Here is a 14,184-nt window from a genome sequence, read left to right on the forward strand (position 1 = left end):
AGGGTTTTCCGCAGGTGGGCGGTCCCGGCGGCTCACCGCGCCGCCGCCTTGACCAGATCCGCGCACTTCTCCCCCATCGCCATGATGGTGATGTTGGGGTTCACCGCGGGCAGTTTCGGCATGGCGGCGGCATCCACGACGCGCAGGTTGCGGACGCCTTTGACGCGCAGGTGCGGATCGAGCACCGCGAGCGGATCGTCCGGCGCGCCCATGCGGGCGGTGGCGGCGGGGTGGTAGACGGTGTTGTGGGTGCGGTGCAGGTAGTCCACGAGTTCGTCGTCGCCGACCGCGTCGGGTCCGGGCGCGAGTTCGCGTGCGGCCCATTCCCGCAGCGCCGGCTGCGCCGCGATCCGCCGGGCGAGCCGGATGCCGTGCAGCATGACCCGCTCGTCGTGCCCGTCCGGATCGCTGAAGTAGCGCGGGTCCACCCGCGGCTTGTCCCGGAAGTCGCGCGAGCGCAGCCGCACGGTGCCGCGCGAACGGCCCTGCGTCACATTGGGGGTGAGGCAGAAGCCGTTGTCGGTGGTCGGATACCCCCAGCGCACCGTGTTCATATCGAACGGCACGCTGCCGTAGTGCATCATCAGATCCGGTTGCGCCAGACCGGGTTCCGTGGTCGCGAAGAGCCCGATCTCCCACCACTGCGTGGAGGTGGTGATCATGGGCCGGGCGGCTTCCCAGAACACCAGTCCTTCGACGTGATCGTCCAGGTTCGACCCGACGCCCGGCGCGTCCACGCGCACCGGAATTCCCATGTCGCGCAAGTGTTCCGCCGGGCCGATGCCGGAGAGCATGAGCAGTTTCGGGGTGTCGATGGCCCCGGTGCTGACGATCACCTCGCGGCGGGCGCGCACGGTGTCGAATCCGGTGAGATCCGGTCGCCGATAGCGGGCGCCGGTGGCGGAATCGGCGTCGTCGAAAAGGATTTCGCTCACCCAGCAGCCGGTGCGCACCTCGAGATTGGCCCGCTGCCCCATGATCGGATGCAGGTAGGCGTGCGAGGAGGACATGCGGGTGTTCTCGGCATCGGCGTTGATCTGGAACCAGCCCGCGCCGTTGCACACCGTGTCGCCCCGATTGAATTGCACCGTGGGCAATCCCACCGCGGCGGCGGCCTCCAGCACGGCGTACCCGCACGGGTCCTTGGGCGGGATATCGCGCAACTCGACCGGCCCGAGCAGCTTGCGCACGTACGGCAGCAGCCCCGCCGCGTCCCATCCGGTCGCACCCATGGCGGCCCATTCGTCGAGTCCCTCGGCGGGCGGATGGAAGGCGATACAGGAATTGTGCGAGGAACATCCGCCCAGCACCTTGGCGCGCGCGTGCCGCAGGAAGCTGTTCCCGCTGGCCTGTTCCTCCACCGGATAGTCCCAGTCGTAACCGGATTCGAGCAGCAGCATCCAATCCGCCAGCCGCAGGATGCGGTCGTCGCCGACATCGGAGGGCCCGGCCTCGAGCAGGCATACGGTCACGTCCGGGTCCTCGCTGAGCCGCGCGGCCACCACGCAGCCCGCCGAGCCGCCGCCGACGATCACGTAGTCGAAGCTGTCGTTCATGACGCCTCCGCCGGAACCGGTTGCGCGGCATGGGAATCGAGTATCCCGATCACCCGCTGCCCGCGCACCGCGTACCAGATCAGCCCGGCGGCCAGGATCCCGCCGATGTAGAGGAACGCGCCCCAGGTGTTGTACCAGGGCCCGCCGTACACGGCTGCGCGCGGCCAGGCCAGGTTGATCGCCATGCCCAGGCCCCAGACGACCGCGACGATATTCACGGCCATGCCCCAGCGGCCCATGCTGAAGTACCCGTCGGCGGCCAGGTCCGCGGGCGGCCACTCCCCCTTGAACCGCTTCACCAGCATCGGTCCGGTGACCAGCAGGTAGGCCAGGTAGATCATGATGACCGCGATCGAGGTCAGCACCGTGAACACCTGCGGCTGACCGATATTGATCACCAGGATGAGCGCCGAGAGCACGCCGATCACCACCGCCGGAATCACCGGGGCGCGATGCTTGACGCTCACCCGGGCCAGCTTCTCCCCGAACGGCAGGGCGTTGTCGCGCGCCATGGCGAAGGTGAGCCGGATGCCGGCGGTGTGCACGGCCAGGGAGCACACGATGACCGCGATCACGATGCACACCAGGAACACCTTGCCCAACGGCCCCCACATGACCTGCTCCACGATGTACTGCAGACCGCCGGAAGCGCTGCCCAGCTGCTCGTCCTGGAGGTTCGGCGCGGCCATGACCGCGAAAACCAGGATGGCCCCACCGATCACGAAGGACGCCAGCAAGGCGCGCAGGATCGCCTTCGGGGCGGTGCGGCGCGGTTCCACCGTCTCCTCGCCCAGTGAGCTGGCGGTGTCGAAGCCGTACATGACGTATCCGGAGGCCAGCGAGGCGACCAGGAACGCGCTCAGGTAGCCGCCGCTTTCCCCCGCGCCGTAACCGTTGCTGGAGAAGAACACGCTCGGCCCGCGGGTGATGTGGAAGCCGAGAATGATCGCGATCAGCACCGCGGCGATGAGTTCGATGAACACGCCCGCGCTGTTGATCCGCGACATGAGTTTCACGCCGAAACCATTGACCACCGTGGTGAATACGATGAGCACGGTCCCCAGGATCACCGCATTGGTGGCGTAGTCGTGTTCGCCGGTGCCGTCGCCGACGAGCTGGAATCCGCTCCAGAGTTTCGGCAGATTCAATTGCATGGCCAGCGCCACCGCCGACAGGGTGACGATGGACGCGGTCAGCATGAGCCAGCCCGCCGACCAGCCGACCACCCGGCTGCCCAGCTTCTTCGACCAGTTGTACACCGATCCGGCGACCGGATATTTGGCCGACAGTTCCATGAAGCACAGGCCGACGGCGAGCTGCCCGAGGAAGACCAGCGGCCAGGACCACAGGTAGCCGGGTCCGGCGGTGCCGTAACCGAAGTAGAACATCTGGAAGGTGCCGGTGAGAATGGAGATATAGCTGACGCCGGCGGCGAAACTCGAGAATTTCCCGATACTTCGGCTCAGGGATTCCCGGTAGCCGAATTCTGCCATGCCACTGTCGTGGGCCGGACTCGAGGTGGATGCGGGCGGACGGGTCGTCGTCATGACGGACCAACTTTCGGGAAAGCGTCAGAACATATTCAGTTGTGGGTGAACCAGCCGCCCACCGCGGGCGCGGTGTTGTGCCAGATGTGTTTGGTCTCTTGGTATTCCGCCAGTCCGCTGGGACCGAGTTCGCGGCCGATGCCGGAGCGGCCGAAGCCGCCCCATTCGGCGGCGGGGGTGTAGTAGCCGAAGTCGTTGAGCCACACCGTGCCGTGCCGCAATGCGCGCACCAGGCGTTCGCCGCGGGCGGGATCGGCGGTGCGGACCCCGGCGGCCAGGCCGTAGGCGGTGTCGTTGCCGAGCGCCAGCGCCTCGGCTTCGGTGGCGAATCGCTCGACGGTGAGGATGGGCCCGAAGGTCTCCTCCTGCACGATGCGCATCCAGCGCCGGCAGTCGTCGAAAATGGTGGGCAGGTAGTAGCTGCCGGCCCGCAGCGCCGCATCGTCCGGCCGGCGGCCGCCGGTGACGAGCCGGGCGCCTTCGGCAATGCCCAGCGCCACATAGGCTTCCACCTTGGCGCGATGCTGTTCGGACACGAGCGGACCGGTTTCGCTGGCCGGGTCGAGCCCAGGTCCGACCGTGATCCGCTCGGCGCGCCGGGCGAGTTCGGCGACGAAGTCGTCGGCCATGGATTCGTGCACGATCAGCCGGGTGCCCGCCGAGCACACCTGCCCCGAATGCAGGAACGCGCCGGTGAGCACCGCGTCCACGGCGGCGTCGAAATCGGCGTCGGGGAACACGATGTGCGGGTTCTTGCCGCCCAGTTCCAGGGCCACCCGGGTGATGTGCGCGGCCGCGGTGCGGGCGATGGTCTCCCCGGTCGCGGCTCCGCCGGTGAAGGAGATGAGATCGACGTCGGGGGTGTCGGTGAGCGCGGAACCCACGGTGGCCCCGCTGCTCTGGATCAGGTTCACCACTCCCGGCGGCACGCCCACCCGGTCGATGAGCCGCACCAGTGCGATGGTGCTCAACGGCGTGACCTCGCTCGGCTTGACCACCATGGTGCAGCCGGCGACCAGCGCGGGCGCGATCTTCCACGACATCTGCAGCAGCGGATAGTTCCAGGGCGCGATGAGCGCGCACACGCCCACCGGTTCCCGCACCACCCGGCTGACCACGGCGGGATTGCCGGTGTCCACCACCCGGTCGGTGCCCGCCGCCGCGAGCTGCGCGTAGTACCGGAACACCGAGATCACGTCGTCGACGTCGATATAGCTCTCGCGCAACGTCTTTCCGGTGTCGAGGGTTTCGATGCGGGCGATGGCGTCGCGTTCGCGTTCCAATTGCCCGGCGATGCGCAGCAAACAGGCGACGCGTTCAGCGAGGGGCGTGTGCGGCCAGCCGCCGATGTCGAACGCCGCGCGCGCCGCCGCGACCGCGCTCACCGCATCCGCCCGATCGGCCTCGTCCACCGTGATCAGGACGCCGCCGTCGGCCGGGTTCAGAATGTCGCGGGTGCCGCCGCCCAGCGCGGCAGTCCATTTACCGTCGATATACAGCGTTGGGCCGCAACAGAGTTCGTCATCGCTCAACATGCCGCGCCGCCGATCCGGGTGCGCGCCCAGTCGTGGAATTCGGCGATGTGGTGTTCGGCGGGCACCAGCACCCCGCCCTTGCGGTAGGCCCGCGAGGACATGGCGGGCTGGGTGCGCTCGCAGGCGGCGAAGTCTTGTTCGTTCACCCGATGGAACAGTTCCACGGAATGGTCGAGCACGCCCCCGGATTCGACGACATCGGGTGCGTACAGCCAATCGCATTCGACCACGGTGCGGTCGTGGGCGAGCGGGTACATGCGGTGAAAGATGACGTGATCGGGCACCAGGTTCACGAATACCGTGGGCCGGATGGTGATGGCGAAGTACTTGCGCTCCTGTTCGGGCGCGAGCCCCGGCAGCGGATCGAATCCGGCCCGCCCGTCCACGGTGAAGCCGTCGATGCTCTCGCCGAAGTCCGCGCCGTGCCCGACGAAGTACTGGGCGGCGTAGCCCCCCGCGAATTCGGGCAGCACTTCCACCAGTTCGGGGTGGATGGTGGCGCAGTGGTAGCACTCCATGAAGTTCTCGACGATGAGCTTCCAGTTCGCCGCCACGTCGTAGACCACGCGTTTGCCCACGGTCAGTGCGGCCATGTCGTAGTGGTCGATGGCGGCCAGCTCGCCCAGCCGGGCCGTCACCGCGCCCATCACCTCGGTCTCGAAGGACGGCGGCTCGTCGGCCAGGCAGACCCAGGCGTAGCCGAGCCATTCGCGCAGGGCGACCGGGATCAGGCCGTAGGCGACCCGATCGATGGGTGCGCCCGAATCATCGTGCAGGGAACCGAGATTCGGCGCGGCGACCAATTTCCCGTCCAGTCCGTACGTCCAGGCGTGATACGGACAGCGCAGGTTGCGCTTGACCTGTCCTTCGGATTCGGTGCAGATCATCGCGCCGCGGTGGCGGCAGATATTGAGGAAGGCGCGCAGTGCGCCGTCCTGGCCGCGCACCACCAGCACGCTCTCCCGGCCCACCTGTACGCGCCGGAACGCGCCCGGATCGGCGAGGTCGGCGGCGCGGGCGGCGCAGAACCACATGCGTTCGAAGATGTGTTCCTGTTCGGCGGTGAAAATGGCCGGGTCGCAGTAGTACTCGCCGCCGAGGGTGGGGATCAGGTCCGAGCTCACAGGGATACCAGCCTTTGCGGAGCGAACAGGTCGATGGGGTGCCGGGTGCTTCCGGTCATGGCCAGCTCGGCCAGGATCTCGCCGACCACCGGCACGAATTTGAAGCCGTGCCCGGAGAAGCCGCAGGCCACCGTGACGGCCGAATGGGCGGGGTGGGTGGCGATGACGAAGTGCTGATCGGCGGTGTTGGAGTACATGCAGGTGGCGGCGTGCAGGCAGCGGCCGGCCAGGGCGGGCAGCAATTCGGTGACCCGCGAACGCATTTCGGTGATCTCGTCCAAATGCACTTCCCGGTCGATGGTGTCCGGGGTGCAGCGGATGCCCTTGCGGAAGAACGCCGTCTTGACGCCGCCGCCGGATCCGTCGATGGCGGGGAAACCGTAAATCTGTGCGCCCGAGTCGTTCTCGGCGATGTAGATGGGATCACGCTCGAACTTCTCGGTCCCTACGACGGGGTCGAGCCAGTACATGACCTGGCGTTCGATGGCGATCTCGACGCCCAGGTCGGCGAGCAGGCGCGGCGCCCACGCACCGGGGCAGATCACCAGCCGCCCGGCCGAATACGTGCCGTGCCCGGTCGTGACCGTGACGCTGTCACCGGTCTGCGACCAGTCCTCGACCTGTTCGCCGTAGCGCAGCGTGGCACCGGCTTTCGCGGCCAGTTCCAGATGGGCCGCGACCGTGCGTTCGGGGCGGGCGAATCCCGCCTGTTCCTCGAACAGGCCGACGAAATGCGGGCTGGGCGCGAAGTTGGGGAACCTGGCCTTGATCTCACCGGCGGTCAGGATCTCGTGCGGCAGCGACCATTCCCGGCTGGCCCGGATGCTGCCCGCCACCGTGAGACTGTCCTCCGGACCCACGTAGAGCCCGCCGGTGAGCCGGTAGACCTCGTCGCCGGAGTCCCGCGCCAGCTGCTCCCACAATTCGTAGGCGCGCAGCAGCAGCGGCACATAGGCGGGGTCCTCGAAATACGACTGCCGGATGATGCGGGAGCCGCCGTGACTGGAGCCCCGGTCGTGGGCGGGCGTGAACTTTTCCAACCCCAGCACGCGCTGCCCGCGCGCCGCGAGGTGATACGCGGCGGCGCTGCCCATACCGCCGAGGCCGATGACGATGACGTCGTAGGTGTCGGTCACGGGTTACCTCCGGATCAGCGTCATATCGGGGTCCACCACCGGTTCGACGTGCACGCGAGCGGTGAATCTATCGGTCAGATAGTCGATTTCGACCTCGTCGCCCGGTCGCAGGTCGCTCGGCAGCCAGGCGTAGGCGAGGCAGCGGCCGATGGTGGCGGAATAGCCGGCGCTGGTGACGTATCCGGCGACCGCGCCGCGCACCGAGACCGGTTCCTTGCCCAGCACCGCGGCGTGCGGATCGTCGAGCACCACGGTGCGCAGCGTCTTGTCCGGCGGGGCAGCCGATTCCAATGCCTGCTTGCCGGTGAAGGACTGCTTTCTCATGCGCACCGCGAACCCCAGTCCGGCCGCTTCAGGCGTGTGCTCGGCGGTCATGTCCGCTCCCCAGGAGCGGTAGCCCTTCTCCAGCCGCAGACTGTTGAAGGCGATTCGACCGGCCGCGATCACGCGGTGTTCCCGCCCCGCTTCCCACAGCAGATCCCACAGTGCCGCACCGTGTTCCGCGCCGGTGTAAATCTCCCAGCCGAGCTCCCCCACGTACGAGACCCGGAGCATGGTGACCGGGATGCTGCCCAGGTAGGTGCGCAGCGCCTTGAAGTATCCGAATGCCCGGTGCGAAAGATCGTCCGGGCACAGCGGCTGCACCATGGCACGCGCGTCCGGCCCCCAGACGCCGAGGCAGCAGGTGCCGCCGGTGATATCGCGCAGGATCACACTGCCGTCACCGGGCAGATGCCTTGCGAACCAGTCGAAATCGAGCGGGCCGTTCGCGCCGACCTGGAAGTGCTGCTCCGACAGGCGCGCGACGGTGAGATCGCTGCGAATGCCGCCGTTGTCGTCGAGCAGCAGCGTGTAGGTGACCGCGCCCGGCTTGCGCCCCACGTCATTGGTGGTCATGCGTTGCAGGAAGTCCGCCGCGCCCCGGCCGCTCACCTCGTAGCGGGTCAGGGGCGTCATGTCGTACAGCGCGACATGCGTTCGCGTCCAACGAGCTTCGGCGATCGAGACCGGCGAGAAGAAGCGGCTCGACCAGTCGTCGCGGGGCGGGAACTCCAGGCCGTCCGCCGCGAGCTCGGGCAGCAGTGCGCGATTGGCCTCGAACCAGGCCGGGCGTTCCCAGCAGCCGCCCTCGAAGAAGAACGCGCCCAGCTCCCGGTGCCGGCCGAAGAACGGGCTGGTGCGGACATTGCGTGGCGCGCTGCGATATTGATGCGGGTGCAGGATGTCGTACACCTCGACGAACGCCTGCACGCTGGTGCGCCGGATGAACTCCGGGCTGCGGGCCGCGTCTTCGAAGCGGTACAGATCGCATTCGTGCAGGTCGATATCCGGGGTGCCCTCGACGATCCAGTGCGCCACCGCGCGGGCCACGCCCGCCGAATGCGTCACCCAGACCGCCTCGGCCACCCAGCAGCCGGCCAGGTCGCGGTGTTCGCCGAGGATGGGGAAACCGTCGGGGGTGAAGGAGAAGATGCCGTCGAAGGCCTCGTCCACTTTGGTGTCGGCAAGGGCGGGCAGCAGCCGGACGCTTTCGGCCCAGGCCGGTTCGAATTCGGCGGCGGTGAACGGGAGCATGGACGGCATGGGTTCACCGGCGCTGTCTTCGGTCAGGGTGCCGATCTCGACGGGGCGCGGGGTGTGCCCGTAGTAGCCGATGCCGATCCGGTCGCCGTAGGTGCGGTAGTAGAGGTCCGCGTCCTGATGCCGCAGGATCGGCAGGCGGGCGGCGGAATCCAGTGCGGGCACGGCGCCGGTCTTGGCGAACTGATGCGCCATCGGCACCAGGGGCACGGTGAGCCCGACCTTGCGGCCCAGCTCCGCACCCCAGAAACCGGCGGCGCAGACCACGATATCGGCGGGTAGTTCCTGACCGTCCGCCGTGCGCACGCCGGTGACCCGGCCGTCGCTTTCCAGGATCTCCACGACCTCGCAGTAGGCCAGGAAGCGGGCGCCGCGTTCGACCGCGCGCCGCGCCTGCGCTTCGGCGGCCCGCACTGCCAGCGCCAATCCGTCTGTGGGCGTGTGGAATCCGCCAAGGATCAGGTCCGGATCGATCAGTGGATGCAGTTCGGCGCAGGCCTGCGCATCCAGCAACCGTGATTCGATCCCCCAGGCTTTCGCCCACCCGTGCCGCCGGTGCAATTCCACCCAGCGCTCCGGCGTGGTGGCCACCTCCAGCCCGCCGACCGCGTCGAAAGCGTCCAGGGCCCCGAACTTCTCGACCGTGTACCGCGCCAGCTCGGCCATGGTCTTGGAGCCATTGGTCTGGAACACCAAACCCGGTGCGTGCGAAGTGGATCCGCCAGTGCGGAAGAGCGGGCCCCGGTCGGCGACCGTGACATCGGTCCAGCCGAGCGCGGTGATTTCGTCGGCCAGGGCGGTGCCCACGATTCCCGCACCGATGATGACAACTCGCGGCTGCGTCACCGCGCCTCCAAAGTGTTGCGTATTGCGCACCAAGTGCCGTAATACGCAACTATGGTCCGCCCGCCCGGAGGCGCTGTCAACCGGAACGCCGAAATCCGTATTCCCTTTGTTTCTCCCGTATTTCACGACCGGTTGACGACTTCACGCGCCGGGTTCACACTGTTGCACATAGCGCATCGAGTAGCGCTATTCGCAACTCGTCACCTTCGGGAGGTCCCATGCCCGCCCAGCTGACCCTGCTCGTCGGCCGGCTCTCCGAACTCCCCGTCGGTGGCGTGCTCACCGTGAATCCGCCGGGACAGCACGCCATTTCGATCTTTCACACCGAGGACGGGCTGTACGCCGTCGACGACACCTGCACCCATCAGGACGCCTCGCTGGCCGACGGGTGGCTGGAGGGCTGCGTGGTGGAATGCCCGCTGCACGAGTCCTGTTTCGACCTGCGCACCGGAGCGGTCTCCGGGCCGCCCGCCAAGCGCGCGCTGCGCACCCATCACGTCGAGGTCCGCGGCGACGAGATTCTGCTGACCCCGAGCGCGGACTCATGAGCGAGTCCATCGCGGTGGTGGGCGCGTCGCTGGCCGGGCTGACCGTCGTGCGGTCCTTGCGCGCCAGGGGTTTCCGCGGGCGTATCACGCTGATCGGGGCCGAACCGGAGCTGCCCTACGAGCGCCCCACGCTGTCCAAGGAGTTCTTGCAGACCGGCGAGCCGGTCGGCTTGCTCGAAGGTCACGCCGAGACGCGGAGCCTGGACGCCGAATGGATCCTCGGGCAGCGCGCGGTCGGACTGTCGACCGGGGCAACGCATGTCGTGCGCTTGGACGACGGTCGCGATATTTCCGCGGATATCGTCGTGCTGGCCACCGGGGCCCGCCCCCGCCTCCTGCCCGGCTTCGAGACCGCCCACTACCTGCGCGACCTGCGAGATGCGCGGCGGCTGCGCGCGGCGCTCGCGAACACCACGCGCCTGGCCATTATCGGCGCGTCCTTCCTCGGCTCGGAAATAGCGGCCACCGCACACGAATCGGGCCTCGAGGTGACGCTGATCGAACAGGCTCTACTGCCTTCGATCGGCGTACTGGGCGAAACCGTGGCCGCCGCCTGCACCGCCCTGCACGCTCGTCACGGCGTCCGCCTGCACACCGGCACCAGCGTGCTGACGCACCGCGACGGGGTCCTGGAACTGTCCGACGGCACCGGCGTCCCTGCCGACACGGTGGTGGTGGCGATCGGTGCGGAGCCCGAAACCGATTGGGCCACCGCCGATCAGACCATGCGATCCGCGACGCACCTGCACGCCGACGACGGCTTCCTCACCGGGCCCACCGGCCGCACCACGGTTCCCGGCGTCTACGCCATCGGCGACTGCGCCCGGCCGCTCGACCCGAGTACCGGCCGCCACCGGCGTACCGAGCACTGGCACAACGCCATCACCCAGGCTCACCTGGCCGCCGCCACCATCACCGGGACCCCCGCGCCCCCGCCCGCCGTCCCCTACTTCTGGTCCCGTCAATACGGCCACCTGCTCCAATTCGCCGGTACGGCACATCCGGCCGCCGTCCCCCACCTCATCGACGGCGACCTGTCCTCCCCCACCTTCACCGTCCGCTACGACCTCGACCACACCCCGGTGGCGGTCTGCGCCCTCGACAACCCGCGCCTGTTCACCCGGCACCGGAAACTTCTGGACCGTTCGATTTGCTCCGCCGAGGGGTCTGAACAGCGCATCGCCGGGTAATCACACATCGGCGGGTGCGAATCCCTCGGGCGCGCTGACGTTTTGCGACACGCTCGGCCGGCGGCTCACCCCTGCTACCGTCGAAAACGCGACACTCGCAAGGCTAGGAGCACGTCATGGGCATTATCACCATGATCATTATCGGTCTGATCTGCGGCGCCATCGCCCGCCTCCTCGTTCCCGGCAAAGAAGACTTCGGCTGGATCATGACCATCGTCCTGGGCATTGTCGGCGGCTACGTCGGCGGCACCCTCGGCAGCCTCGTCTTCGCTCCCCACGAATTCACCTTCCGCCCACCGGTGGAGCACACCTTCATCGGCGCCATCGTCGGCGCCGTGATCCTGCTGGTCATCTACAAGTTCGTGCGCGCGCGAGTGTGACCCGCTACCGCCGGTGCAGGGTCACCGGGAGCGCCGAGGGCGACAGCACGAAATCCTTGTTGGAGGCGCGGACTCGGTAGCCGGGATCGGGGACGGGCCGCCAGCGGGTGAGCAGGGCGGCGGTGGCCAGGGCTATCTCGAGCATGGCGAAATGGTCGCCGAGGCAGCGGCGGCGGCCGACGCCGAAGGAGAGGCTGGCGTGCTTGGCGGATTCGGTGGCGTTCTCCGGAGACCAGCGGTCGGGGTCGAAGGCGTCCGGGTCCGGGAAGTAGCGGGGGTCGTGCTGGACGCCGTAGGGGCTGAACATGATCGCGCTGCCGTCGGGGATGACGAGATCGCCGATGGGGAGGTCACCGCTGGTGTTGGCGGCGCTGATCCACGGCCCCCAGAAGCGGATGGTCTCGGCGACGGTCTGCTTCAGGTACGGCAGGGCGGCGAGGTGGGACGGGCGGATATCGTCGCGGCCGACCACCTCGTCGAGTTCGGCGTAGAGGCGTTCGGCCACCACCGGATTGCGCATGACCTCGTGCCAGAGCCAGCCGGTGAGCGAGGCCATGGAGCCGACGCCGCCGGCCAGCATGAGAATCGCTTCGTCGGTGATGTGCTGGTCGGAGAGGGTTTCGCCGGTCTCGGTATCGACGTGGCGGATGAGCGAGGACACGACGTCGTTGAAATCCTCGTCGCGCCTGCGGTATTCGGCGATGACCGCGCCGACCGCCTGCTGCAGGCTGCGGGATCTGGTGCGCCACCGGTAGTTGGCGATGACGCGCAGGCGGCGGATCTGCGGCGGCAGGGCGGTGCGCAGGATGACCTGGCTGAGCAGCCACGGAATGCTGTCGCGGATCTCGCGCCGGGCGTCATCACCGAAATCGGCGGTGAACAGGGTGGAGGAGACGGTGTCCAGGACCAGGCCGTGGGCTTCGTCCATGAGGTTGACCCCGGCGGGCAGCCCGGCCGCCCATTTGTTGGCGATATCGGCCGCGGCCTCGGAGTAGTGCGCCAGGCGTGACTGTTTGAGCGCGGGCGCGATCATGCGGCGGCGCTGGCGGTGTTCCGCGCCGCGCAGCACGTTCACCGAGTTCCCGGCGAACTCCTGAATCGCCTCACGCAGGTCCTCGCGCTCGAATTCGGCATCGCTCAACTGCACTTCGCGCAGCAGCTCGGGGGTGGTGAGCACGTAGCCGGTCTTGAACCCGAACTTGATCCGCACGATGGGTCCGAGCGCGGACAGCGAGGTCACGAAGCCGGGTGCGTCGCGCAGCGCGCGCAGGCTGTGGCCGACCACGGGCAGCGCGCCGGGCGCGGTGGGGACTTCCGCCAGGGTGCGGGGCAGGCGTCCCGCGTCCGGGGAGAGGGTCTGTCCGGCCATCCGATATTCCTCCAGAACCATTTCGGTGTAATGAGATTGGCGCACCGAAGCGGAATGAGCGCGCACGACCTCGCGCATCTCGGCGAGCCGGCCGCGATCGGCCGCGAGTTTCGCGAGCGTCTCGGCCAGGGCGGCGGGCGTGGGGTCGGCGCTGCGGATGCCGCCGCCCGCCGGAATCGATTCGGCGAGCGCCGGATCGCAGTACACGACGGGCAGCCCGACGGCCACCGCCTCGAGCAACGTCATACCCTGGGTGTCGAACCCGTCGGAAGTGAACAGCAGCGCATCGGCACTCGCCATGGCACCCAAACAGTCGGACTGGGACACCCTGCCGTGCAGGCGGATTCGATTCCCCAGCCCGGCTGCGGCGACCTGCGCCGTCACCGATGCCGACAGGTCCCCGTCACCGTAGATGTCGAGCCGGCAGTCCGGCGTGCGGCGCACCGCTTCGACCGCCTCGGCCAAACGCTTCTCCGCCGACAACCGCCCACACCAGATCAGCCGCAGCAACGCGGATTCCCGCTGTACTGCGGCATAATTCACGCCGATCTCCGCCGAATCGGGCGCTGCCGCATCAGCATCGGGCTCAGCACCGGCGTCGTCCGGCCGCGCCGCAGCGGGTTCCCGCGCGGCGAGGCCTTCGAGCAGCGCGTCGTCCACACCGTTCGATACCACGCGCACCGGTCGCGTAACCCCGTGCGCGGCCAGGAGGTCAGCGAAGTGCTGGGTGGGCGCGAGCACTCGATCGGCCACTTCCGCCTGCCCGGCGATCGTCCACCAGGCGTGCCGGGCCGCCCGAGTCTCGGCCACTCGCGGCATCTGATAGTTGTGCGGCACATACCGTCCGTGCAGGGCCCGCATCACCAGGGCGACCAGGTACGGCGCGGGCGAGTTCGCCGCGATGAACGCGTCGTCCCGGCTCTGCGCCGTGTGCACCAGCGGAATCCCGTGCCGCCGGGCCGCTTTCATCCCGGATATGGCGGCCCCGTAGGTGGTGTGCGTATGCACCACGTCGACCGGTCCGCGCGCCGCGAACACGCTGTCGATGAGTTCGGCATTGCGCCGATTCGGCGCCACCACTTCGAAGCCGTTCACACCCGGCCCCGAAAGCCCGTGCAGCTCCACCACATCCAGATCGGCCTCCGCCCCGGCGGCGGGTGCGGTGAACAGGGTGACCCGATGCCCCGCCCGTTCCAGCCCGCGCCGCAGCGCTGCCACGGCCGTCTGTACCCCGCCCAGCGAACCGGGGTGGTAGTCCATGAACATGGCGATGTGCATCAGCGGCACTGTACGCACGCGCCCCACCCTCTGAAACGCCCACATTTCTATGGTCTGGACGCCGCAACGCTCCAGCACACAGGGTCGAGTGAGA

The 14,184-nt window shown here is 68.4% G+C and carries 10 protein-coding genes; 3 read left to right on the forward strand and 7 right to left on the reverse strand.

Going from position 1 to position 14,184, the window contains the following annotated elements:
• Positions 1 to 32: 32 nt before the first annotated feature.
• Genes NY1_RS27590 through NY1_RS27615 form a run of 6 tightly spaced genes read right to left on the reverse strand, consistent with a single transcriptional unit; the run spans position 33 to position 9,325 of the window.
• Entirely contained in the window at positions 33 to 1,556 is a 1,524-nt protein-coding gene (locus NY1_RS27590) for a GMC family oxidoreductase (RefSeq protein ID WP_067719452.1), read from the reverse strand.
• Positions 1,553 to 3,103, reverse strand: a complete 1,551-nt coding sequence (locus NY1_RS27595; RefSeq protein WP_067719455.1) for an APC family permease — start codon at positions 3,101 to 3,103, stop codon at positions 1,553 to 1,555. Before NY1_RS27595 ends, NY1_RS27590 begins: the two co-directional genes overlap by 4 nt.
• 35 nt (positions 3,104 to 3,138) lie before the next feature.
• Positions 3,139 to 4,638, reverse strand: a complete 1,500-nt coding sequence (locus NY1_RS27600; protein WP_067719457.1) for an aldehyde dehydrogenase family protein — start codon at positions 4,636 to 4,638, stop codon at positions 3,139 to 3,141.
• Complete coding sequence (locus NY1_RS27605) at positions 4,632 to 5,768, reverse strand: aromatic ring-hydroxylating oxygenase subunit alpha (RefSeq protein WP_067719460.1); 1,137 nt, start codon at positions 5,766 to 5,768, stop codon at positions 4,632 to 4,634. Before NY1_RS27605 ends, NY1_RS27600 begins: the two co-directional genes overlap by 7 nt.
• Positions 5,759 to 6,856, reverse strand: coding sequence for an N-methyl-L-tryptophan oxidase (gene solA / locus NY1_RS27610; protein WP_067719630.1), 1,098 nt, complete (start codon positions 6,854 to 6,856; stop codon positions 5,759 to 5,761). The genes NY1_RS27605 and solA overlap by 10 nt, the downstream gene beginning before the upstream one ends.
• A gap of 45 nt (positions 6,857 to 6,901) precedes the next feature.
• Positions 6,902 to 9,325, reverse strand: a complete 2,424-nt coding sequence (locus NY1_RS27615; RefSeq protein ID WP_067719463.1) for a GcvT family protein — start codon at positions 9,323 to 9,325, stop codon at positions 6,902 to 6,904.
• A gap of 218 nt (positions 9,326 to 9,543) precedes the next feature.
• Between NY1_RS27615 and NY1_RS27620 the strand changes: the two genes are divergently transcribed.
• From NY1_RS27620 to NY1_RS27630, 3 genes are all read left to right on the forward strand, one after another.
• The gene (locus NY1_RS27620; protein WP_067719465.1) at positions 9,544 to 9,873 is read left to right on the forward strand and encodes a bifunctional 3-phenylpropionate/cinnamic acid dioxygenase ferredoxin subunit; all 330 of its coding nucleotides are present in this window, start codon (positions 9,544 to 9,546) and stop codon (positions 9,871 to 9,873) included.
• On the forward strand, positions 9,870 to 11,063 hold the full coding sequence (locus NY1_RS27625) for an NAD(P)/FAD-dependent oxidoreductase (protein ID WP_067719468.1): 1,194 nt from the start codon (positions 9,870 to 9,872) through the stop codon (positions 11,061 to 11,063). Before NY1_RS27620 ends, NY1_RS27625 begins: the two co-directional genes overlap by 4 nt.
• Before the next feature lie 116 nt (positions 11,064 to 11,179).
• Positions 11,180 to 11,443, forward strand: a complete 264-nt coding sequence (locus NY1_RS27630; protein ID WP_067719471.1) for a GlsB/YeaQ/YmgE family stress response membrane protein — start codon at positions 11,180 to 11,182, stop codon at positions 11,441 to 11,443.
• Between the two features lie 4 nt (positions 11,444 to 11,447).
• Here NY1_RS27630 and NY1_RS27635 read toward each other — a convergent pair whose 3' ends face one another.
• A complete protein-coding gene (locus NY1_RS27635) occupies positions 11,448 to 14,090 on the reverse strand; it encodes a cytochrome P450 (RefSeq protein WP_157762502.1) in 2,643 nt (880 codons plus the stop codon).
• Between the last annotated feature and the right edge of the window lie 94 nt (positions 14,091 to 14,184).

The sequence above is a fragment of the Nocardia yamanashiensis NBRC 100130 genome, assembly GCF_001613325.1.
In the GTDB taxonomy this organism is placed as follows: Bacteria; Actinomycetota; Actinomycetes; order Mycobacteriales; family Mycobacteriaceae; genus Nocardia; species Nocardia yamanashiensis.